The organism is Stenotrophomonas sp. 8(2023), assembly GCF_030345295.1.
Taxonomy (GTDB): domain Bacteria; phylum Pseudomonadota; class Gammaproteobacteria; order Xanthomonadales; family Xanthomonadaceae; genus Stenotrophomonas; species Stenotrophomonas muris.
Window position 1 is genome coordinate 4,491,091 of record NZ_CP128404.1, and the last position, 21,533, is coordinate 4,512,623.

Genomic DNA, 21,533 nt, shown 5'->3' on the forward strand with positions numbered 1-21,533 from the left:
CCATGAACGCGCTGACCGACCGCCAGGCCTGGCTGTTCTCGATCAAGACCTACCTGGCCGCAGTGGCCGCGCTGTACATCGCCATGGCCGGCAACCTGTCGCGCCCGTACTGGGCGATGGGCACGGTGTACATCGTCAGCCAGCCGCTGCTGGGCCCGACCCGGGCCAAGGGCGTGTACCGCATCGTCGGCACCCTGGTGGCCGGCCTGGCCACCCTGCTGGTGCTGCCGGCGCTGGTGGAGACGCCGCTGGTGCTGAGCGCGGCCATGTCGATCTGGCTGGCCGGCTGCCTGTTCATGGCCCTGCTCAACCGCGGCCCGCGCGGCTACGCGTTCCTGCTGGCCGGCTACACCACCGCCTTCATCGGTTTCCCTGCGGTGACTTCGCCGGAGACCATCTTCGACACGGTGGTGGCACGCAGCGAGGAGATCATCCTCGGCACGGTCGTGGCGGTGCTGGCCGCTTCGCTGCTGTTCCCGGCCTCGGTACGCCCGATGCTGCGCGCGCGCATCGGCAACTGGATGGAGGACGCCGCGCAGTGGTGCCGGCAGATCCTTGAACGTGGACGCGCGCACGCGCCGCGCAACCGGCTGGCCGCCGACCTGGTGCAGTTCGAGGCACTGATCGAATTCCTGCGCCGCGATGATCCGCGCCATGCCGGGTCTGCGGTGTCGATGGAGCGCCTGCGTGAGCGCATGCTGCTGCTGTTGCCAGTGCTGTCCTCGATTGCCGATCGCCTGAGTGCGCTGCGCAGCGACGGCCAAGCCCTGCCCGAAGGGCTGCCGGCGCTGGTCGATGACATCCATGATTGGCTGGATGGCCCAACCAACGCCAGTGAATACGCCCGCCTGCGCGCGCGCATCAGCGCGCTGAAGCCGCAGGTGGACCGCGACCTGCAGCATCTGCAGCTGGCCAGCCTGCTGCTGCGCCTGGAGGAACTGGTGGACCTGTGGCAGGACTGCCGCACCCTGCAGCACGCCATCGACCACGGCACCGCGCCGCTGGACCGCGCGCATTACCGCATCCGTACCGAACGCGTAGCCGCTGACAAGCACGTCGACTACGGCATGGCGCTGTTCTCCGCGCTCAGTGCCGGCGTGGCACTGATGAGCTACTGCGTGCTGTGGATCGCGCTGGGTTGGGAGGGCGGTGGCAACGGCGCGATGATGGCCGCGGTGACCGCGGCGTTCTTCGCCGCGCAGGACGACCCGGCACCGAGCATGGTGTCGTTCCTGGTGTGGGCCATGGTCGCCTCGGTGGTGGCCGGCGTGTACCTGTTCGGCGTGTTCCCGGCCGTGCACGACTTCGGCCTGCTGGCGCTGGTGCTGGCGGTGGCGTTCCTGCCGCTGGGGCTGATGCTGCACCACCCCAAGAGCGCGCTGTTCGCACTGCCGCTGACGGTGAACCTGGCCGCGCTGCTGAGCCTGCAGAACACCTACAGCGCCAACATCCAGACCTTCCTCAACTCGTCGATCGCGATGTTCATCGGCATTGGCTTTGCGGTGGTGATGACCCGCCTGTTCCGTTCGGTGGGTGCCGAGTGGACCGCGCGCCGGCTGGTGCGGCAGGGCTGGACTACGCTGGCCGAGGCCGCCGAAGGGCGCGGCCAGCAGGACCGCCAGCGCTTCGCCGCACGCATGCTCGACCTGCTGGGCCTGCTCGCGCCGCGCCTGGCGGCAACCCCGGAGGGCAGCGACATCGCCTCGGTGGATATGCTCAACGAAGCGCGCATTGGCCTGAACATCCTGCAGCTGCGCCGCGCGCGGCTGGAACTGCCCGAGCGCAGCCGCGAGGCGGTCGAGCACATTCTTGAGGAGGTCGCCGTGCACTACCGGCGGCAGATTGCCGCACGCAAGCCGATGGTGGCGGCCGACGCATTGCGCGAGCGGCTGGATACCTCGCTGGGACGGGTCGGCAGCGTAGCCGCCTGCAAGGCACGCGACGAGGCGCTGATGGGCCTGATCGGCCTGCGCTTCGCGCTGTTCCCGGAGGCGAAGGCGCTGGCGCCGGGCCTGGCCATGAGTGCAGCCGAACAGCCGTAGCGCGATACCCTGTGCAGCCACAGACCTCGTTGCCGGGGTCGGATCCTTCGCCGCGAGCGAAGGCTCTGACCCCTGCTCTGCACAGGAAGCTCCAATGAGTTACGACATGATGGTGTTCGAGGCCAGCGCCGCGCCACGCGAGGCGGCAGCCTTCATCGCCTGGTTCGAGAAGCAGACGCAGTGGAACGAGCGCCACGAGTATGACGACCCGGCGGTCAGCAGCCCGGCGCTGCAGGCGTGGTTCGCGGAGATGGCGCAGGACTTCCCGCCGTTGAACGGCCCATTGAGCAACGACGATGACGACCGCGCCGAGGTGACCGAGTACAGCATCGGCCAGCAGGTGATCTACGGTGCGTTTGCCTATTCGGTGGCCGAGCGTGCGCATGGCCGCGTGCAGGACCTGGCCGAAAAGCACGGCGTGGGCTTCTTCGATGTGAGTGCCGACGAAGCGGCGATCGTGTTCCCGGATGGGCTGGTGTTGATCGCGGAATAGGTGTGGCGGCAGGGCTGCGCCCTGCACCTGCCGAAACAACGTCAACAGCAACGTCAAATGCGTGCTATCCCTGGGTTGGCGGGGTGGTCCACGCCATGCGTGGATGAACGTCGGAATGATCGAAGTACGCTTTTGTAGAGTCGAGCCATGCTCGACTGCTTCTGCCTGGCGATCAGGTGAAGGGGTCAGAGCCCGTTCCCGGTGGGAACGGGATCCGACCCCGGTTCAGAACAAGGTGCCCTGCACGGTGGGCTGTTCGAGGCGCGCCGGTGCTTCGGCCACCGCTTCCGCACCCAGCCGCCAGGCCAGGCCACCCAACCGGCTGGCGTGGCGTTTCAATGCGGCCTGCAGCACCTCTGCGCTGCCCGCCACATGCAGCACCTGGCGGGCGCGGGTCAGGCCGGTGTAGACCAGTTCGCGCGACAGCACACGGCTGTCCTGGCGTGGCAGCTGCAACCACACTTCATCGAACTCCGCGCCCTGTGCCTTGTGCACGGTCATCGCAAAGGCGCTTTCGTGCGCGGGCAGTGCGGCCGGGTGGAAGGCGCGCGGCTGCTCGACGGTGTCGCCGGGGAACCAGGCCACCATCGCGCCGCTGCGGTCGCGCAGGCAGATGCCGATATCGCCGTTGAACAGGCGGTGCCGGTAGCTGTTCTCGGTGACCAGCAGCAGGCGGCCCTGGAAGTAGCCCGGGGTGTTGCCCGCCAGGAGCTGCTCGATACGGCTGTTGAGGCCACGCGCGCCCTGCGGGCCTTCGCGCAGCGCGGTCAGCACGCGCAGGCGCCCGGCCTGCTGCAGGGCAAGCGCTGGATCGGCCGCGTCGGCCAGTGCACGCCAGTGGCCCAGCAGGTGCTCGCGCTGGCCGCGCAATGGATCGGCCTCGCCTTCGTGGAAATGCACGCCTGCCAGCGACCCACCGCGCAGCAGCTGCAATGCGGTGCTGCTGTCGCCTTCGCGCACGGCATGCGCCAGTGGTGCCAGGTCCAGCGCATCGCTTTGCCGGTAACCACGTTGCAGCTGCACGCGGCGGCCGGCGAAGGCGCGCGGCGTGGCCTGCGGCTGCAACGTGGCCGGTGCCAACAGACCCTGCAGTGCCTGCGCATCATCGGCGCGGGTGCCGATGCCATCACCGCTGGCACGCAGGATCGCACTGAGTACGTCGCCGGCCTCCACCGACGGCAGCTGGTCGGGATCGCCGAGCAGGATCAGCCGCGTGCCGCTGGCGATCGCATCGACCAGCTTGGCCATCATCGGCAGATCGATCATCGAGGCTTCGTCGACCACCACCACGTCCACCGGCAGCGGATTGTCGGCGTGGTGGCGGAAGCGCGGCGAATCCGGGATCACGCCGAGCAGGCGATGCAGGGTGGTGCCGGAACTGGGCAGTGCCGCGCACAGCGCCGGGTCCACGCCGTGCTCCTGCAGGCGCTGCACGGCCAGCCGCAGGCTCTCGGCCATGCGTTCGGCGGCGCGCCCGGTGGGCGCGGCCAGCGCCACCTCGGGCAGCGGCTGGCCAGCGTGCCGGGCCTGTGCGGCCAGCAGCAGCAACAGCCGCGCGATGGTGGTGGTCTTGCCGGTGCCGGGACCGCCGGTGACCAGCGCCAGCGGATGGCGCAGGGTCACGCCGGCGGCGCGTGCCTGGTGATCCTCGCTGCCCAGTGCCTGCGGGAACAGCTGCGCGAACAACGGTGCCAGCGCGGCCATGTCCGGTGCCGGCAGCGGATGCCGGCCGATGCGCTGCAGCCCGGCCGCCAACTGCCGCTCGTACTCGCGATAGCGGCGCAGGTAGAGCAGGCCGTTCTCCAGCACCAGCGGCGCATCCTCGGCGATGGCATCGGCCTGCTCCGGCGTCGCTACCCAGCGCGATGCGCGCAGCTGCGCCAGCCAGTCCTGCGCGGCAGGCCACTCGGGCACGCCGTCCAGCAACCGCTGCGGCTGTGCCGGATCAAACCCGGCGTGGCCCTGCGACACCGCCAGCGAGGCGAGCGCGGCCGCCAGCGCCACACTGTCCGGCGTGTCGTCGCGCAACCGCTGCAGGCTGGTCGCCAACGCGTGATCGAGGGTGCGCAGCAGGCCCTTCTGGTGCAGTTCCTTCAGCAGGCTCATGCGCTGGCCCCACGGGCACGTGCGGCCAGTTCGGCCTGGGCCTGCTCGCCACCTGCGAACAGCGCGTCGAGTGCATCCACCAGCGCGAACGGGAAGCGGTCCACATGCACGCCGTTGCCGGCTGCATCCAGGCCGCGGCAGAACAGGTAGCGGATGCCCCCCATGTCGCGCTCGTAATCGTAGGCCGCGCCCAGACGGAAGCGCAGCCAGCGATGCAGGGCCACGGTATAGATCAGCGCCTGCAGGTCGTACTCGCTGTGGCGCATGGCAATGGCCAGCAGGTCCGGACTGTAGCCGGGCAGCCGGTTGGATTTGTAGTCGAGCACGTACCAGCGCCCGTCGCGCACGTAGGTCAGGTCGATCATGCCGGTCATCAGCCCTTCCAGGCGGCGGCGCTGGCCGAAGCCGCGACGCGCACTGGAAACCCCATGTGCATGCAGCAGCTGCAACAGCGCCGGTACCGTGGTCGGTTCGATGGCAAAATGGAAGTCGATTTCCGCGCGCCGCTCGCCTTCGCCCAGGCTGTGCAGCGCACCGCCCTCGGGCAGTGGCACGGTGAGCGTGTGGCCGACCAACGGCACCAGCACCGCCACGCCATCGTCCAGGTCGACGTCGGCATAGCCTTCATCGTGCAGCGCCTTGCGCAGCACCTCGGCCTGGCCCTCGGGCGCTTCCAGGCCCGGCTGCCAGCCCCCCCACGCAGCGAAGTCGACGTTCTCCATCGCCTCGTGCAGCACGTTGCCGAAGCGGCTGCCCATGAAGCGCGGGTCGACCGGCGGGCTGTCTTCGACGGCGGCGGGTTCCGGCAGCGCGGGCTCCAGCGGCAGTTCCGGGCCCGCGGGTTCGTCGGCGGCGGGCGCCGGCAGCTCGGTGGCGGCGGCTTCAATATCACTGCCAGCGCCCGCGTCGGCATGCGCCAGCTGGGTGAAGCTGTATACCCACCAGTCGTGCGGCACGCGCCGGGTCAGTGCACGCACTGCCGGAAGATCCCCTTCCACTTCGGCCGCCAGCTGCGGCAGCGCGGCCACTGTCTCACTGTCATCGATGTGCACGTCGGCGTGCGCGCGCAGCGCCTGCAGGTCGCCCAGCAGTGGCGCCAGGCGCGTCTTGCCAAGCCCGGCCAGATCACCCACGGCGATCCACAGCGCATGCTCGGCGCGGGTCAGTCCCACATACAGCAGGCGCGCATCCTCGGCCCGCTGCTCACGCTCGCGCTGTGTGCTGGCCGCTTCCCAGGCCTCGTCCCTGTCCAGCTTCCAGTGCAGCTGGCGCTGGCCATCGACGTGCACGGTGCAGTGCGAGGCGGTGTTCGGTGCGCCGCCGTCGATGCCGACGAAGGGCAGGAACACCAGCGGATACTCCAGGCCCTTGCTCTTGTGCAGGGTGATGATCTGCACGCGGCGCGCATCCGATTCCAGGCGCAGCAACTGCTGCTCGTCATCCTGGTCGGCGCTGGCCATCTGCCCCTGCAGCCAGTCCAGCAGGCCATGCATGCCCAGCGCCTGCGCCGAGGCTTCCTGCAGCAGTTCGCCCAGCTGCAGGTAGTTGGTCAGGCGGCGCTCGCCGTCGATCAGCGCCAGCAGGCGTTCGCCGTGCGCGGCACAGACATCGGCGATCACCGCGAACGGACCACCGCGCTGCCAGCGCTCGCGCCAGTGCAGCAGCTGCGCCTGGAACCCGCGCTGCAGGTCGCCCTCGCGCTCCATCGCCGCGATCGCACTGGCCCGCTGGCCCAGCAACACCGTGGCCAGCGCTGCACGCAGGCGGCCTTCGTCTGCCGGTTGCAGCAGCGCCAGCAGCAGCGCGCGCAGATCACGTGCCTCACTGGTGGCGAACAGGCTCTGCTTGCCCGCCGCCACTGCGGGTATGCCAACCGCAGCCAGCGCGCGCTGCACCAGCGTCGCCTCGCGATGCGAGCGCACCAGCACCGCGATATCACCAGGCTGCACCGGGCGCCCACGCAACACCGCTTTGCCCGCACGCGCCTCGACCAGGGCTTGGTGGATCGCAGCGACGCAGGCCTGGGTCGCTGCCTCACGCGAGGCATCGGCACTCATCGCCTTGTCACCCCCGCTGCGCAGCATGCGCAGGGTGAGTGCCTTGGCGGCGTGGCCGTCGTGCAGATAGTCCTCATCGGTGCGCACGCCACCGGGACGCACCCGCTCGAACTGGATGTCAGGCTCGAGGAAGGCGTCCTCACCCCCGTTGTCGTACAGCGCCTGCAACGCGCGCAGCACTGACGGTCGCGAGCGGAAGTTCTGGTCCAGCACCGGCGCCTGCTGCGCCACCTGCTTGGCCTTCAGGTAGGTGTGGATGTCGCCGCCGCGGAACCCGTAGATCGCCTGCTTGGGATCGCCGATCAGGAACAGCGCCGGTGCCAGGCCGAGTTCGCGCACCTCCGGCGAATCGCCGAACACGGTGTGGAAGATGTTCCACTGGCGATCATCGGTGTCCTGGAACTCATCGACCAGCGCGATGCGGTACTGCGCGCGCAGCTGCCTTACCAGCGGCAGCCGCTGCGGGCCTTCCAGGGCCAGTGCCACGCCATCGATCAGATCGTCATAGGTCTGCACCCGGCGCGTGCGCTTCAGCGCCTGCAGGCGCTGCATGGCTTCGGCGCGAAGCGCGTGCAGGAAATTCAGCGCAGTACCACGCAGCCAGGCATCGCGTTCGGCCAGCAGCGCGACATAGCGCGCCAATGGCACCTGCACTGGCGACGACGGCGTGCGGTCGGGGAACTTCTTGTTGGTCTTGTCGGCCAGCACCTCCGGCAGCAGTGCCGGCAGGCGCTCGCTGGCCAGCAGCTCGCGCGGGTCGCCGCGCTCGGCCCAGGCCAGCAGCTGCCGGCCCAGCGAGTGCAGCCACCCCAGCTTGTAGGACACCCCGTTGATCCACTTGTTGTCGACGGCATCGCAGAGGTCGATGAAGAACTGCTCGCCATGCCCGCGCAGCGCCTGCTGCAGTTCGGTGGCGGCGGCCTGCAAAGCCGGCTGTGGATCGGCCAGCGCCACCGGCCGCGGCAACGGGTGCAGAGGCGGCGCAGCCAGCAACGCGCGCAGATCGGTGGCCAGCGCGTCCGGGTTGGACCACAGCCAGGTCAGCGGCTCCAGCGTGGCCGCGTCGTTGGCATGCACCCGCCACAGATCGGCCGCCAGTTCCTCCAACAGCTCACGGTCGCTGGCCAGTAGTTCCGGCGGATCGAAGGTATGGCCGCTCTCCAGCGCATGCTCGCGCAGCACGCGGGTGCAGAAGCCGTGGATGGTGAAGATCGACGCCAGGTCGATCTCATCGGCGGCCACCTGCAGGCGGCGCTTCAGTGCGGCGGCGCTCTCGGTGCCCCCCTGCAGATGGCGCTGCAGCACCTGGCGGGTCAGCCTCGTGTCCGGTGCTTCGCCCTCGGCCGGTTCCAGATCGACCAGGCGCGCGGCCAGCGACAGGCGCTCGCGGATGCGCTTGCGCAGTTCCTGGGTGGCGGCATCGGTGAAGGTCACCGCCAGGATCTGGCCGATGCGCAGGCCCTGCTCCACCACCAGGCGGGTGAACAGCGTGGCCAGGGTGAAGGTCTTGCCGGTACCGGCGCTGGCCTCGATCAGGCGGATACCATCCAGCGGCAGGGCCAGATAGGGATCGCCCGCCATGCGCTGGGAGTCCTCATCGACGATGGCGGTGCTCATGTGCTGCCCTCCTGGCGTGCATCGGCGCCAAGGGTGCGGCCTTCGCGCACCGCGCTGAAGACCACCTGGCTGTTGCGCAGCAGATCGGCATAGCCGGCGTCGGTGGCAAATGGATCGGCACCGCGCAGCAGCAGCTGCCAGGCGTCGCTGCTGGATTCACCCCAACTGCGGTCGCTGCCGTGCCACTGCTTCCAGCCTTCGCTGCGCTGCTTTTCGGCCGGCGCGTTGTACAGCACCCAGCCGGTGTAGGGGGCAAAGCGCAGCGGTTCACGCAGTCCGCGTTGGCGCAACTGCAGCAATGCGCGCAATGCCGCGCGTGCAGCAGGAGCGCTCAGTGCCGGTAGTACATGCGGGCCGGGACCGGCGTCGCCGCCATCATGGAACTGCACCAGCGGCAGGGCATCGCCGGCAGCGTTGGCCAGCAGCCAATCCAGGCCCTGGCGGATCACCGCAGTGCCATTGAGGGTGCCAGCGCGCAGGCGCACCAGCCCGTCGGGGTGTCGATCGGCCACACGGCCATGCAGGCGCACGCCATCGATCTCCACTTCATAGCGGCGGCTTTCCAGCGGCTCGCCCCGCATCCAGCCCAGCAATGCACTGGCATACGGGCGGGTCTTCAACTGCTCCACCTCGAACTGGCGCTCACCCAGGGGGCCCGACGGCAGCAGGCCACGCGCGCGCAGCCGCGGATACAACGGCTCGGTATCGCCACTGAGCGTGGCGCGTACCACCGCCGCCTGCACGCTGCGCTTTTCCGGCCCGCGCGAGGACAGCACCAGCGGTTCCAGGTCATCGACCTCCTCGACATCGTCGGCCAGGCGCAGGCCCAGCGACTGCGCCAGGAACTGCCCGGCCGGATCGCACAGGAAGCGGCGCAGGGTATCGAGTGCAACGTCGTCTTCCACCGCATCGTCGAGCGGCGGCAACGCGGCATCGAACCACGGCTGCAGGCCTCCGCGCGCGCCGGTGAGGCGACCGGCGGCCGGATGCCATTGGCGGCGATAGCTGAAGCGGCGTGGATCACCGTCACCGAACGCCGCCGGAGAGAACGGCTGCAGTGCGTGGCGCACGGTGAAGTCGCGGACCGCCGCAGGCGGATCGAGGTGATACGCAGCGGCGGCATCGATCAGTTCACTGACCAGCACCGACGGCTCACGCGTGCTGCCATCGCGCGGATCGGCACCGAGGTAGCTCAGGTAGAACACCTCCTGCGCGGCGGCGAACAGCTGCAGGAACAGGAAGCGGTCGTCTTCGCGGGTGGAGCGGTCGCCGGGCCGGCGGCGCGGCGTGTCCAGCTCGGCAGTGAGCTGGTTGAGACCGGCAGCCGGGTCACGGCGCGGGAAATCGCCATCATTGAGACCGAGCACGCAGATCACCCGGAACGGCAGCAGGCGCATCGGCACCATGCGACCAAAGCTGATGCCACCGGTCAGCAGCGGCGCGCGCGTATCGGCCTCGCCCAGTGCTCCGGCGAAGTGCGCGCGCACGACCTCCGGCGGCACCCCGTCCGTGAAGCCGGCCTTGGCGGCATCATCGGCGAACTGGTTGAGCAGCTTGCGCAGGCGCTCCAGGGCACGCTGGCTGTTGGGCGAACTGGGCGCAGTCGGCAGCAGCGCGTCCAGCAGCGACAGCAGGCGTTGCCGCCACTGCGCCGGCGTCAGCAGTTCGCCGAGGCGGCGCTGGTAGACCGCCAACACGCGCAACAGGCGCAGCAGCCGGTCCAGGGCGTCCAATGCGCCGCCCTCCAGCTCGATCCACGGGGCAACACCGGCCAGGTCGGCCTCGCTGCCGGTGGCATGACCGAGCACCAGGCGATCCAGCGCGAACTGCCAGGTGTAGGCGTCGTCGGCCGGGGCCTGGTGCTGGTTGCGGTGCTTCGCATCCAGGCCCCAGCGCGCGCCAGCCTGCTGCAGCCAGCCATGCAGGCGATCAAAGTCCACCGCCTCCAGCCCGGCCGCTTCGGCCAGCGGCGCGCTGGCCAGCAGGTCCAGCACTTCGTTCAGGCCGAAACGCGAGACCGGCAGGCCCAGCAGGTGCACGAACACGTCGGCCAGTGGCTCGCCGGCGAGCGGACTGCTGTCGGCCAGCGCATAGGGAATGTGCTCGTCCTCGCCCCCACGGCCGCCGAACACGGCTTCCAGATACGGCACATAGGGGTCGATGTCCGGTGCAAGCACGGCGATCTCCCGCGCCTGCAGCGGCGGGTCGAAGCGCGGGTCCTGCAGCAGGCTGCGCAGTTGGTCGTGCAGCACCTGCAGTTCGCGCAGGCGGGTATGGCAGGCATGCACCTGCAGGCTGGGATCGTCGCTGCGCAGCCCGTCGCGCAGCTCGCCCGAGGGCAGCGCACGGCGGTGGAACAGATCGCGCTGCAGGCGATGCAGCAGGCTGTCGGACAGTCCACCTTCGGCCAGCGTCGGCCGGGTGTCGTCCTCCGGATCCGAATACGCGGCAATCTCGCCGGCCGGGTGCACCACCTCGTAACTGCCCAGCACCGCCATGAAATCGCGCCCGGCCGCGCCCCAGGCTTCCAGCAGGCGGTTCTCACCGGCCGCTTCACCGAAGGGATCGGGCGCGCCGCTGCGCAGGCGCTCGGCCAGCGTCTGCAGGTCACCCCAGTACGACTGCACCGGCGTGGGCATATAGAAGTGCAGCTCGCCCACCCGCGCCTGGGTGGCCATCACCCGCAGCACATCGGGCGAGATGTTGAGCGTCGCGAACGCGGACATGCGTGGTGGCAGGCCCTGCGGCAACGGCTGGCCGGCGCCCTCGAAGCGGTCCAGGTAAGCCTGGATGCGGCGCGCGCGGTAGTCGTGGCCAGCGGCGATGCTGCGCCAGAGGATGGCCTGCGGGTCGGCCGGGTCGGCGCCGGCCTCCCAGCGCAGCAGCCAGTCGCGGCGCCAGGCCTGGTACTTCTCGAACACCGACGCCAGTTCACCGGCCAACGCCCACGGCTTCAATGCATCGCTACCGGCAAGATAGGACTGCAGCGCGCGCATCGGTGGCTGCGCCAGCAACGCCGGGTCGCGCAATGCCTGGTACACCTTCCAGTGCAGGCCGGCCGCGTCCAGGTCGTCGCGTTCGCCGGGCACATTGGCGTTGAGCGCACGGGCAACGAACTCGCCCGGGGTCAGGAACTCAAGATTGGCGGCCACGCCATATTCGGCAGCGAGTGTTGCTTGCAGCCAACGCCGCATCGCCACCTGCGGAATCAGCACCACCTCCGGCGCCAGCAGCGGCTGACCCGCAACCGGCGCACGCACGTTGCGCGCCAGCAGCGCGGCCAGCACGTCCAGGGAGTTGGAATGGTAGAGGCGGAAATCGCTGCCCGGGTCACTCATCATGCACAGTGTGCAGCACGGCAGGCAGTATTCAATGGCCGACCCATCGCCGGTACGGATTGTTCCGGGCTGCCGGCCGATTATCCCGGCCTGGCAGGGATCTTGCCGTGCCACAATACTGGACCGTCCAGTCTGCTTATGTTCAGCCGACGGGCCCGATCCTTCGATGTCTAAAAAACGTTAATGGTGCCCATGTCGGCTTCCACCTCCAGTCTGGTGCAGTTATCCAACGTCCGCATCGACCGGAGCGGGCGCACGATCCTGCGCGACGTGTCGCTGCAGGTGCCCAAGGGCAGCATCACGGCCGTGCTGGGTCCGTCCGGCAGCGGCAAGTCGACCCTGCTGGCGGCACTGACCGGCGAACTGCGCCCGGTGGCTGGCGAGGTCACCCTGTTCGGCAAGCCGATTCCGCAGGACAGCGGCGCGCTGCTGGAAATGCGCAAGAGTGTGGGGGTACTGCTGCAGGGCAACGGCCTGCTGACCGACCTCACTGTGGCCGAAAACGTCGCGCTGCCGCTGCGCACGCATACCCGCCTGCCGACCGCCGTGCTGCGCCGCCTTGTGGAAATGAAGCTGCATGCGGTGGGCCTGCTGGCCGCTGCCGATGCCTGGCCGCGCGAGCTGTCCGGTGGCATGGCGCGCCGCGTCGCGCTGGCCCGTGCGCTGGCGCTGGACCCGCCGCTGATGATCTACGACGAGCCACTGACCGGGCTGGACCCGATCGCCTCTGGCGTGATCATGAGCCTGATCCAGCGCCTCAACCACAGCCTGGGCCTGACCAGCATCATCGTCAGCCACCACGTGCACGAGACCCTGCCGATCTGCGACCAGGTGATCGCCATCGCCAATGGCGGCATCGTGTTCCAGGGCACGCCCGAGGCGCTGCAGTCCAGCCAGGACCCGTTGCTGCGGCAGTTCCTGCACGGCCAGCCTGACGGCCCCATCCCGTTCGATGCCGCACCGCGCGCGAGGGTCGCCTGATGCCGTTCGTCCAAGCCACCCGCTCGCTCGGCCGCGCCGGCCTGTTCTCGCTGACCGTGCTGCGTGGTTCGCTGCCGACCCGTGATTTCCTGGCCGAACTGACCCGCGAGATCTACAAGATCGGCGCGCGCTCGCTGCCGATCATCGCCGTCGGTGGCGCCTTCGTCGGCCTGGTGCTGACGCTGCAGGGCTACCGCACGCTGACCACCTTCGGTGCGGCCGATGCGCTGTCGACCCTGCTCGGCCTGTCGCTGTACCGCGAACTGGCGCCGGTGCTGACCGCGCTGCTGTTCATCGGCCGCGCCGGCAGCTCGATCGCCGCCGAACTGGGCCTGATGCGCGCCACCGACCAGATCAAGGCACTGGAGCTGATGGCGATCGACCCGGTGGCCAAGGCCGTGGCGCCGCGCTTCTGGGCGGCGGTGCTGACCGTGCCCCTGCTGACCGGCATCTTCTGTTCGCTGGCGATCAGTGCCAGCTACTTCGAAGCGGTACATGTGCTGGGCCTGGACAATGGCGTGTTCTGGTCGGCGCTGCGCAACAGCGTCGATTTCTGGGATGACTTCGGCGTGGCGATGCTGAAGTCGGCGATCTTCGGCGGCACCGCCGCGCTGGTCGCCGCCTACGTTGGTTTCCACGCCGAGCCGACCATCGAGGGCACCTCGGTGGCGACCACCCGTGCGGTGGTCAACGCCTCGCTGCTGGTACTGATGTTCAACTTCGTGCTGTCGGCAATGTTGTTCACCTAACCCCTCCACCGGCGGTGCGCAGGCGCGCGCGGCCACCACGACTCGATCAGGTAATCCACATGGCCATCCGCGGTCCCAGACTCGAATTCTCCGTCGGCGCCTTCCTGCTGCTGGCCCTGGCCTCGCTGATGGTGCTGGCCGTGGCCTCGACCAACCAGCGCTGGAGCTGGGGCAGCCAGGGCTACGAGCTGAAGGCGCGCTTCTCCCAGGTCGGCCAGCTGCGCAAGCAGGCGCCGGTGAAGATCGGCGGCGTCACCGTCGGCCAGGTCGCCTCGATCGACCTGGATCCGGTGAAGTTCGAATCCATCGTGACCCTGCGCATGGACAGCAAGGTCAAGGACCTGCCGGCGGACACCTCGGCCGGCATCTTCACCAGTGGTTTGCTCGGCGAGAGCTATATCGGTCTGCAGCCGGGCGGCGACCCGGACGTGCTCAAGGCCGGTGACGAGATCGTCTTCACCCAGCCGGCGGTGGACCTGATCCAGCTGGTCGGCAAATACATGTTCAGTGGCGGCGCCGGTGGTGGCGCAGGCCAGAAGCCCAACGATGGCGCGCAGGCGCCTGCAACGGAACCGCAACCATGAAGATGAAACTGATCCCGGCCCTGCTCGCCTCGGCGCTGCTGGCGGCTACTCCATTCCTCGCCCAGGCCCAGGCCACCGCTCCCGCCCCCGCCGCTGCCGCGGCGCAGGGCCAGGCCGGCAAGGTGGTGATCGATGCCAGCACGCGCATCCTCACCACCCTGCAGCAGCGCCGCAGCGAGTTCAGCAGCAACCCGGCCAGCCTGCGCAGCTACATCGACAGCGAACTGAACCGCACCTTCGATCGCGACTATGCCGCGCGCCTGGTGCTGGGCCCGCACGCCCGCGGCGCCTCGGATGCCGACATCAAGCTGTTCGCCGATGCCATGGCCGACAGCCTGATGCAGCGCTACGGTTCGACCCTGCTCAACATCCAGGGCAAGCCGAGCTTCCGCCTGAAGGGTGAAAGCCCGCTGCCGGGCAACCGTGGCGTGCGCGTGAGCACCGAACTGGTGCGCGCCGGCAATGAACCGACCCCGGTCGAATACTGGATGCGCAACGTGAACGGTCAGTGGAAGATCTTCGACGTCAACATCGAAGGCATCTCCTACGTGCAGACCTTCCGCAACCAGTTCGATACCCCGCTGCGCCAGAAGGGCATCAAGCAGGTAGCCAGCGAGCTGCACAGCGGCAGCATGCAGGCCGGGCCCGCCGGCAATGGCAAGTAACGCACTTGCGCTGCTGGAAGGCGACACCCTGCGCCTGCGCGGGGTGCTTGACCGTGCCGCGGTGATCGCACTGTGGCCGCAGCTGCAGGCCCTGCCGGCCAAGCTGGCGCGGCTGGAGCTGGGTGAGGTCGAGCGCGTGGACAGCGCCGGCCTGGCGCTGCTGGCCGAGCTGGCGGCCCGTGCACGCAAGGCGGGCCATGCGCTGGCCATCTCCGGCGCGCCCGCCGGCTTCAACGAGCTGAGCGCAGCCTACCGGCTGTCGCCCGACCTGGATTTCAACGCTACTTCTGCTGCGAGCTGACATGAACGTCGTACGCACTTTCCCCCTGATCCTCCTGGCCACCGCCCTGACCGCCTGTGCCGGCAAGCCCGCGCGCAGCGATGCACCGGTCGCCAGCACCGTGGTTGCGCCCGGCCCCGCTGCTCCGGCCGCAACGGCCGACACCGGCGGGGTCGACGCTGCTCCGGTCGCCTCCGTGGCCAACCCTGCCGAGCCCACCGCTTCAGCGCCGACGGCTGCGCCGCAGGGCATAGAGGCCAGCCCACCGAAGGCCGCAGCGTCCACCGCCGCCGCCGGCGACGATGATTTCGACGCCCTCTATGGTGGTACCGGCAACACCGGCAACGCGGCGGCCTACGATCCGTGGGAACCGTTCAACCGCAAGGTGCACACCTTCAACAATGCGGTCGACCGCGGCGTGGCGCGCCCGCTGGCCACCGCCTATACCCATGTGGTGCCGCGCTTCGCGCGCACCGGCGTCAGCAACTTCTTCAGCAACCTGCGTGCGCCGGTGACCATCACCAACCAGTTGCTGCAGGGCCGTGGTGCCGATGCGTGGGACAGCCTCGGCCGCTTCCTGATGAACAGCACGCTGGGCATCGGTGGCCTGTTCGATCCAGCCAGCAAGGCGATGGTGCCGCGTCGCAATGAAGACTTCGGCCAGACCCTGGGTGCCTGGGGCTGGCGTCGTTCGCGCTACGTGGAACTGCCGTTCTTCGGCCCGCGTACCGTACGCGACGTGTTCGGCCTGGCCGGTGACATCCCGTTGTCGCCGATCCGGCGCGTCGAGGAAGACAAGATCCGCATCGGCCTGCAGGGCCTGCAGCTGGTCGACACCCGCGCACAGCTGCTGGCGATCGACGATCTGCGCGACACCGCAGTGGACGAATACGCCCTGGTCCGCGATGCCTGGATGCAGCGCCGCAACTACCAGATCGAGAACGATCTGCGCAGCAAGCGCGACCGCGGCCATGACGATGCCAATTCGCCGATCCCCGTCGATGCGATGCCGATGCCGCAGTGGACCCACTGAGGCCGCGCGACGGTGCATGAAAAACCCCGCCTCGGCGGGGTTTTTCTTTTCCGGTGGGTGCCAACCCTGGTTGGCACGCCGTGCTCAGGCCGCCAGCGCGGCCTCGATGGCCTCGCGCAGGCGCGCGTCATCGGCGGCCACGTCCGGGGCAAAGCGTGCGACGACCTTGCCATCACGGCCGACCAGGAACTTCTCGAAGTTCCACAGCACCGCCGGTGCCGGATGGATCGGGATCTCCTTGCTGGCCAGGCGCTCACGCAGCGGGCCTTCGCCGATCGACTGCGGCTGCGCGGCGGTCAGCTGCTGGTACAGCGGGTGGGTGTCCTCGCCAGCCACGCTGATCTTGGAGAACATCGGGAAACTGACATCGTAGGTGAGCTGGCAGAACTGCTGGATCTCGGCCTCGCTGCCCGGCTCCTGGCCAAGGAAGTTGTTGGCGGGGAAGCCCAGCACTTCCAGGCCCTGCGCGTGCTTTTCCGCATACAGCGCCTGCAGGCCTTCGTACTGCGGGGTCAGGCCGCACTTGGAGGCGACGTTGACCAGCAGCAGCACCTTGCCCTGGTAGTCGGCAAGCGAGGACGGCTGGCCGTCGATGGTGGTGAGGGGAATGTCCTGGATCGGGGTGCTCACGCGGGGGCTCCGGCTACGGCGGGGAATGGCCCACCAGCATAGCGCCGCGCGCGCTGTTGTAGAGCCGAGCCCATGCTCGGCTGATGGCATGGCAGCCGAGCGTGGGCTCGGCTCTACAGGCAGGATTCAGTCCACGCAGATCGTGCCCTGCGCCTTGCCATCATCGATGCGCTGGCGGCACCCGAAGTTCTGGCGCACATCACGCTGGCAGGTACCGGTGGCGGCACTGCCGGCGGCCACCTCGGCTCCGGCCAGGCACTGGCCCGTGCAGTCGCTCTTGCGGCTGCAGGCCTTGCCGGCGTCGGCATAGGGAATCACGCACTGCTCGCGCTGCAGGCGGCCGAGCCGCTGCAGCGTGCCGCCAGCGGCCTGGCAGTCGACGTCACGTGCTTCGCGGTAGGCCTCGCTGGCTTCCGGCGCAGGAGCGGCCGTAGTCGTGTCGACGACCGGGGGCGTGCTGCTGCACGCAGCCAGCAACGCAGCCAGGACAAGAACGGCACAGGAGCGCAAGCGCATGTCGATACCCGCCACGGACTCAGGGTGCCCAGCATAGCCAGGCGCAGGTGCACGGGACGTGTCAACCCGCATTGCCGTCCTCGTCGTCCTCCGGCGCGCCCAGCTGCTGCATCGGGTCCGGGGTCAGCTCCGGGGGCAGCGCGCGCTTGGCCTTGCTGCCCAGTTCGGCAAGCCGACGGGCGCGGCTGATGGCCGACTGCGGCGAATCGATCAGGCGATTGCGCGCATCGGCGTAGGCCTTGCCGGCATCGTCCAGCTTCTTGCCCATGGCGGTGAAGTCCTGCAGGAACCCGGTCAGGGCGTCCAGCACCAGACCGCCGGCCTCGCTGATCTTCAGCGCCTGCTTCTGCACCTTGTCGCGCGTCCACAGGCGCTCGGCCACGCGCAGCAGTGCCATCAGGGTGTTGGGCGAGGCGAACACCACGCGGTTGTCGAAGGCGAACGCCTGCAGGCTGCCATCGGCGCCCAGTGCGGCTGACAAGGCACCCTCGATGGGAACGAAGGCGATGGTGATGTCCAGCGTCTCGCTGCCCAACGCCTTCGGATAATTCTTCTCGCCCAGGTCCTTAACGTGCTGGCGCAGCGCAACCGCGTGCCTGCGCAACGCGTCTTCCGACTGCTCCGGGGTAGTGGCATTCATGGCTTCCTGCCAGGCGATCAGGTTCACCTTGCTGTCGATCACCACGCTGCGTTCGTCGGGGAACTGCACCACCACGTCCGGTCGCAGGCGCGCACCTTCGTCATCCACGGCATGCTTCTGCCGCTGGTAGTGCACGCCCTCTTCCAGCCCCGATCCGCGCAGTACGTTGTCGAGCATCAGCTCGCCCCAGTCGCCGCGGACCTTGGCATTGCCCTTCAGCGCATTCGTCAGCGCCGATGCCTGCGCCGCCATGTCCTGGTTGAGCGTCTTCAGTTCGCCCACCGCACCCAGCAGGCTGGCGCGTTGCCGCGCTTCCTCGCCATACAGCGTATCGACGCGGGTGCGGAAATCGCCCAGCTTGTCGGCGAACGGCTTGAGCAGCCCCTCGATGTCCGCGCGTGACTGCACTGTCGCCTGCCGCACGTTCTTCTCGAACTGCTGTCCGCGTTCGTCGAACACCTTGCCCGCCAGTTCGGCGAAGGCGCCCGACAGCTTTTCCTTGGCGGTATCAAGATAGCTGCGCAGTTCGGCACTGGCCCGTTCGGAGTGCTGCAGATTGGCCACCGCGCGGGCATGTTCACCGTGCAACTGCTGGTAGCGCTGCTGCGCCTGCTGCAACTCGCTGCTGGTCTCCGCAACGGCAGCGCGCGCCTGCGCCAGGGCCGCTTCACGTTCGGCCAGCTGTGCTTCGCGACTGGCCGACAGCGCTGCTTCGCGCTCCACCCGGGCGGTCAGCGTAGTGACGGCCTGTGCGTGCTGCTGGCTGCGGCTCCGTTCGTTCTCCAGTTCAGCGCTCAGCGCATCGAGGCGGCCGCGCAGCTGGCCGGCATCGACCAAGGCGAGGCGATGCTGTTCGCGTTCGCTGTCCAGCAGCCGCTGCAGTTCGTCGGAGGGTGCACCGCCAGCACTGCGACGCCACAGCAGCACCAGCGCGACCAGGGTCGCCAGCAGCAGGACCACTGCCAGGATCATGAGGACTTCGATATTCATGCGATCAGTTTAGCCCCGCTGCGCTAGGCTGGGTCGGTCTGCCCCGGAAGCCCCCATGCTCGCTCTGTACGGAAAACCCACCTCCATCAACGTGCGCAAGGTGCTCTGGCTGTGCGCCGGCCTCGACCTGCCACTTCACCACGAGCCAGCGCCGCCGGCGGACCTGCTGGCCACACTGAACCCGAACCGGCAGGTGCCGGTGCTGCGCGATGGCGGCTTCGTGCTGTGGGAATCCAACAGCATCTGCCGCTACCTGGCCGTACGCGCTGGCCGTGATGACCTGCTGCCCCGCGCGGCACAGGATCGTGCGCGGGTCGAACAATGGATGGACTGGCAGGCCAGCGACCTCAACAGTGCCTGGCGCCACGTGTTCATGGCGCGCGTGCGCCAGCATCCGGATTACCCGGATGACGCCCGCGCCGCAGCCAGCCTGGCGCAGTGGAACCGGCTGATGGCTGTCCTTGATGCACAGCTGGCCACTACCGACGGCTACGTGGCGGGCAACACCTTCACTCTGGCCGACATCGTGCTCGGGCTGTCGACCCAACGCTGGCGCAGCACGCCCGGCAACAAGCCCGTGCTGCCACACCTCGCGGCGTGGTTCGAGCGCCTGCGACAGCAGCCGGGTTTCACCACCCACGTCGACAACGGCGTGGCCTGAGGCAGGGGGCGGATCCCTTTCCCGGAGCAAAGGGATCTGACCCCAAGGGTGCGGGAACGATCCGGCGTTACCAGCCTTCCAGCACGATCTTGCCCTTGGCGCGGTGGCTCTCCAGCAGCGCGTGGGCGCGCCGCAGGTTGGCCGCGTCGATGCGCCCGAAGTGCTCGCCCAGCGTGGTCTGCAGCACGCCCGTGTCGATCAGCTCGGCCACACGGTTCAGCAGGTCGTGCTGGCGCTGCATGTCGGCGGTGCGGTACAGCGGCCGGGTGAACATCGACTCCCAGTGCAGTGACAACGCCTTGCGCTTGAGCGCCATCACGTCCACCTGGCCAGGATCATCGATCAGCCCCAGCTGGCCCTGCGGCGCCAGCAGTTCCACGATCTGCGCGTAGTACTGGTCGGAGTGGGTCAGGCTGGCCACATGCTGCACTTCGCTGATGCCGAGCCGCGCCAGTCCCTCGGCCAGCGGCAGGCGGTGGTCGATCACGTGGTGCGCGCCCATTGCGTATGCCCAGTCCTGGGTATCCGGACGCGAGGCGGTGCCGATCACGGTCAGCCTGGTCAGCTTCCGCGCCAGCTGCACCAGGATCGAACCGACACCACCGGCAGCACCGATCACCAGCAGGGTCTGGCCCTCGCCACCACCCTCGGGGATGCGCAGGCGGTCGAACAGCAGCTCCCAGGCGGTGATTGCAGTCAATGGCAGCGCCGCGGCGGCGGCATCATCGAGGCTGGCCGGCTTGCGCCCGACGCTGCGCTCGTCCACCAGCTGGTACTCGGCATTGCTGCCCGGGCGGTCGATGACGCCGGCGTAGTAGACCGCGTCGCCGGGCTGGAACAGGGTCACCTCGCTGCCCACCGCGTCGACGATGCCGACCGCATCCCAGCCCAGTACGCGCGGGCCATCGGTGGCCACGCCGCGGCGGACCTTGGTGTCGACCGGGTTCACCGCCACCGCGCGTACCGCCACGCGCAGGTCGCGGGGGCCGGGCTGCGGCAGCTCCAGTTCGATGTCGATCAGGGCCCGGGCATCATCGATCGGCAGGCCGGCGTGGGTATAGGCAATGGCGCGCATGGCAGCGGTCCAGTGGGGAAGGAGGCGACAGGTTGCGCCGCGCGCGCTCCCTCGGAAAGGCGCAGAATCGGGCAGCACTTTCACTCTGGCGATGAAGATGATCCGCTTCGACGATCTGCAGCTGTTCGTCCGCACTGCCGCGCTGGGCAGCTTCTCGCAGGCCGCCCGCGAGGCCGACCTGCTGCCCGGGCAGGTCGCTGCGGCGGTGGCTCGGCTGGAGCGCGAGCTGGACCTGCGCCTGTTCGTGCGCACGACCCGCAGCCTGCGCCTGACCGGCGAGGGCGCGCTCTACCTGCCGTATGCGCAGGAGGTGCTGGCCACCCTGCGCGAAGGCCAGGCCCGCGTGCAGGGCGAGGACACCGAGCTGCACGGCATCCTGCAGCTGTCGGCGCCGTCGGACTTCGGCCGCAACCTGCTGTTGCCTTGGCTGAGCGCGTTCCGCGCCGCGCACCCGCGGCTGCGCCTGCACCTGCGCCTGTCCGACGAGGTCGCCGACGTGTTCCGCGAACCGGTCGACGTGGCCATCCGCATCGGCCACTTCGATGACGCCAACTACGTAGCCCTGCCCCTGCTGGAAGGCAACCGGCGCGTGCTGGCCGCCTCACCCGGCTACCTGCAGCGGCGTGGCCCGCCCACGCGCCTGGAGGATCTGCGCGAGCACGACTGCTTGGTCTATCAACTCAATGGCCGCGCCTACGATCGCTGGTCGTTCGAGGTGGACGGGCGCCGCAGCGTGGTTCCGGTACGCGGCCCGCTGGTCTGCGACGACGCCGACGTGGTGCGGCGCTGGGCCGTGGCCGGCGAAGGCATCACCTACAAGTCCTGGCTGGACCTGCGCGAGGATGTGCTGGCCGGGCGCCTGCAGGTGCTGCTGGACGGCGTTGGCAGCAGCATCCCGCTGCAGCTGGTGTGCCCGCATCGCAAGCAGTTCTCACCCGCCGTGCGGCAGCTGCACGCGCAGCTGCGCCAGCACCTGCAACCGCTGCTGTCCGGGATGCCGGTTGGCCCCACCGGCCCCCTGTCGCCCGCCGCAGCGCTGGCCGACAATGGCGGCCCCCCGTAACAGAAGAGCACCG

The 21,533-nt window shown here is 69.1% G+C and carries 16 protein-coding genes and 1 pseudogene; 10 read left to right on the forward strand and 7 right to left on the reverse strand.

Features of this window, described 5'->3' with window-relative positions:
* The first annotated feature begins 2 nt into the window (after positions 1 to 2).
* Together QP609_RS20720 and QP609_RS20725 are read left to right on the forward strand one after the other, a co-directional pair.
* Complete coding sequence (locus tag QP609_RS20720; RefSeq protein ID WP_111205876.1) at positions 3 to 2,042, forward strand: FUSC family protein; 2,040 nt, start codon at positions 3 to 5, stop codon at positions 2,040 to 2,042.
* A gap of 94 nt (positions 2,043 to 2,136) precedes the next feature.
* Positions 2,137 to 2,535 (forward strand): hypothetical protein, encoded by a 399-nt coding sequence (locus QP609_RS20725; RefSeq protein WP_111205875.1) that lies wholly within the window; start codon positions 2,137 to 2,139, stop codon positions 2,533 to 2,535.
* Between the two features lie 225 nt (positions 2,536 to 2,760).
* Here QP609_RS20725 and recD read toward each other — a convergent pair whose 3' ends face one another.
* From recD to recC, 3 genes are read right to left on the reverse strand one after another with little or no spacing between them, the layout of a single operon-like run.
* On the reverse strand, positions 2,761 to 4,641 hold the full coding sequence (gene recD / locus QP609_RS20730) for an exodeoxyribonuclease V subunit alpha (protein ID WP_289213835.1): 1,881 nt from the start codon (positions 4,639 to 4,641) through the stop codon (positions 2,761 to 2,763).
* Positions 4,638 to 8,315: an exodeoxyribonuclease V subunit beta gene (gene recB, locus QP609_RS20735; protein ID WP_197621046.1), complete on the reverse strand. Its 3,678-nt coding sequence runs from the start codon at positions 8,313 to 8,315 to the stop codon at positions 4,638 to 4,640. The genes recD and recB overlap by 4 nt, the downstream gene beginning before the upstream one ends.
* Positions 8,312 to 11,656: an exodeoxyribonuclease V subunit gamma gene (recC, locus tag QP609_RS20740; RefSeq protein WP_197621045.1), complete on the reverse strand. Its 3,345-nt coding sequence runs from the start codon at positions 11,654 to 11,656 to the stop codon at positions 8,312 to 8,314. Before recC ends, recB begins: the two co-directional genes overlap by 4 nt.
* Before the next feature lie 189 nt (positions 11,657 to 11,845).
* Here recC and QP609_RS20745 point away from each other — a divergent pair, with 189 nt between their 5' ends.
* The 6 genes and pseudogenes from QP609_RS20745 (at position 11,846) to QP609_RS20770 (ending at position 15,945) form a co-directional block, all read left to right on the forward strand.
* Positions 11,846 to 12,634: an ATP-binding cassette domain-containing protein gene (locus QP609_RS20745; RefSeq protein ID WP_014648934.1), complete on the forward strand. Its 789-nt coding sequence runs from the start codon at positions 11,846 to 11,848 to the stop codon at positions 12,632 to 12,634.
* Positions 12,634 to 13,383, forward strand: coding sequence for an MlaE family lipid ABC transporter permease subunit (locus QP609_RS20750; RefSeq protein WP_005414955.1), 750 nt, complete (start codon positions 12,634 to 12,636; stop codon positions 13,381 to 13,383). Before QP609_RS20745 ends, QP609_RS20750 begins: the two co-directional genes overlap by 1 nt.
* 59 nt (positions 13,384 to 13,442) lie before the next feature.
* Positions 13,443 to 13,907 (forward strand): annotated as a pseudogene (gene mlaD / locus QP609_RS20755) (outer membrane lipid asymmetry maintenance protein MlaD); the annotation flags it as partial.
* A gap of 56 nt (positions 13,908 to 13,963) precedes the next feature.
* Positions 13,964 to 14,632, forward strand: a complete 669-nt coding sequence (locus QP609_RS20760; RefSeq protein ID WP_014648935.1) for an ABC transporter substrate-binding protein — start codon at positions 13,964 to 13,966, stop codon at positions 14,630 to 14,632.
* The gene (locus QP609_RS20765; RefSeq protein WP_014648936.1) at positions 14,622 to 14,933 is read left to right on the forward strand and encodes an STAS domain-containing protein; all 312 of its coding nucleotides are present in this window, start codon (positions 14,622 to 14,624) and stop codon (positions 14,931 to 14,933) included. The genes QP609_RS20760 and QP609_RS20765 overlap by 11 nt, the downstream gene beginning before the upstream one ends.
* A 1-nt stretch (position 14,934) precedes the next feature.
* Positions 14,935 to 15,945, forward strand: a complete 1,011-nt coding sequence (locus QP609_RS20770) for a VacJ family lipoprotein (RefSeq protein ID WP_014648937.1) — start codon at positions 14,935 to 14,937, stop codon at positions 15,943 to 15,945.
* Between the two features lie 84 nt (positions 15,946 to 16,029).
* On the opposite strand, the gene QP609_RS20775 is transcribed toward QP609_RS20770, so the two are convergent.
* The 3 genes from QP609_RS20775 to rmuC all read right to left on the reverse strand — a co-directional run bounded on the left by QP609_RS20775 (position 16,030) and on the right by rmuC (position 18,721).
* Positions 16,030 to 16,575 (reverse strand): glutathione peroxidase, encoded by a 546-nt coding sequence (locus tag QP609_RS20775; protein ID WP_014648938.1) that lies wholly within the window; start codon positions 16,573 to 16,575, stop codon positions 16,030 to 16,032.
* Positions 16,576 to 16,701: 126 nt separating this feature from the next.
* Positions 16,702 to 17,091, reverse strand: coding sequence for a hypothetical protein (locus QP609_RS20780; RefSeq protein WP_197621044.1), 390 nt, complete (start codon positions 17,089 to 17,091; stop codon positions 16,702 to 16,704).
* A gap of 61 nt (positions 17,092 to 17,152) precedes the next feature.
* Positions 17,153 to 18,721, reverse strand: a complete 1,569-nt coding sequence (gene rmuC, locus QP609_RS20785; protein WP_014648940.1) for a DNA recombination protein RmuC — start codon at positions 18,719 to 18,721, stop codon at positions 17,153 to 17,155.
* 55 nt (positions 18,722 to 18,776) lie between these two features.
* On the opposite strand from rmuC, the gene QP609_RS20790 reads away from it, so the two are divergent.
* Positions 18,777 to 19,382, forward strand: a complete 606-nt coding sequence (locus QP609_RS20790) for a glutathione S-transferase N-terminal domain-containing protein (protein ID WP_111205872.1) — start codon at positions 18,777 to 18,779, stop codon at positions 19,380 to 19,382.
* A 67-nt stretch (positions 19,383 to 19,449) separates the two neighbouring features.
* On the opposite strand, the gene QP609_RS20795 is transcribed toward QP609_RS20790, so the two are convergent.
* The gene (locus tag QP609_RS20795; RefSeq protein ID WP_014648942.1) at positions 19,450 to 20,457 is read right to left on the reverse strand and encodes a zinc-binding alcohol dehydrogenase family protein; all 1,008 of its coding nucleotides are present in this window, start codon (positions 20,455 to 20,457) and stop codon (positions 19,450 to 19,452) included.
* A gap of 91 nt (positions 20,458 to 20,548) precedes the next feature.
* Between QP609_RS20795 and QP609_RS20800 the strand changes: the two genes are divergently transcribed.
* A complete protein-coding gene (locus QP609_RS20800) occupies positions 20,549 to 21,520 on the forward strand; it encodes a LysR family transcriptional regulator (protein WP_014648943.1) in 972 nt (323 codons plus the stop codon).
* Positions 21,521 to 21,533: the final 13 nt, after the last annotated feature.

Bases quoted from the DNA above. Each gene is read 5' to 3' on its own strand.
- QP609_RS20725 (WP_111205875.1), top strand. From the start codon at position 2,137: ATGAGTTACGACATGATGGTGTTCGAGGCCAGCGCCGCGCCACGCGAG.
- recB (WP_197621046.1), bottom strand. From the start codon at position 8,315: ATGAGCACCGCCATCGTCGATGAGGACTCCCAGCGCATGGCGGGCGAT.
- QP609_RS20780 (WP_197621044.1), bottom strand. From the start codon at position 17,091: ATGCGCTTGCGCTCCTGTGCCGTTCTTGTCCTGGCTGCGTTGCTGGCT.
- QP609_RS20795 (WP_014648942.1), bottom strand. From the start codon at position 20,457: ATGCGCGCCATTGCCTATACCCACGCCGGCCTGCCGATCGATGATGCC.
- QP609_RS20760 (WP_014648935.1), top strand. From the start codon at position 13,964: ATGAAGATGAAACTGATCCCGGCCCTGCTCGCCTCGGCGCTGCTGGCG.
- recD (WP_289213835.1), bottom strand. From the start codon at position 4,641: ATGAGCCTGCTGAAGGAACTGCACCAGAAGGGCCTGCTGCGCACCCTC.
- QP609_RS20790 (WP_111205872.1), top strand. From the start codon at position 18,777: ATGCTCGCTCTGTACGGAAAACCCACCTCCATCAACGTGCGCAAGGTG.
- QP609_RS20765 (WP_014648936.1), top strand. From the start codon at position 14,622: ATGGCAAGTAACGCACTTGCGCTGCTGGAAGGCGACACCCTGCGCCTG.
- recC (WP_197621045.1), bottom strand. From the start codon at position 11,656: ATGATGAGTGACCCGGGCAGCGATTTCCGCCTCTACCATTCCAACTCC.
- QP609_RS20750 (WP_005414955.1), top strand. From the start codon at position 12,634: ATGCCGTTCGTCCAAGCCACCCGCTCGCTCGGCCGCGCCGGCCTGTTC.
- QP609_RS20800 (WP_014648943.1), top strand. From the start codon at position 20,549: ATGAAGATGATCCGCTTCGACGATCTGCAGCTGTTCGTCCGCACTGCC.
- QP609_RS20720 (WP_111205876.1), top strand. From the start codon at position 3: ATGAACGCGCTGACCGACCGCCAGGCCTGGCTGTTCTCGATCAAGACC.
- rmuC (WP_014648940.1), bottom strand. From the start codon at position 18,721: ATGAATATCGAAGTCCTCATGATCCTGGCAGTGGTCCTGCTGCTGGCG.
- QP609_RS20770 (WP_014648937.1), top strand. From the start codon at position 14,935: ATGAACGTCGTACGCACTTTCCCCCTGATCCTCCTGGCCACCGCCCTG.
- QP609_RS20745 (WP_014648934.1), top strand. From the start codon at position 11,846: ATGTCGGCTTCCACCTCCAGTCTGGTGCAGTTATCCAACGTCCGCATC.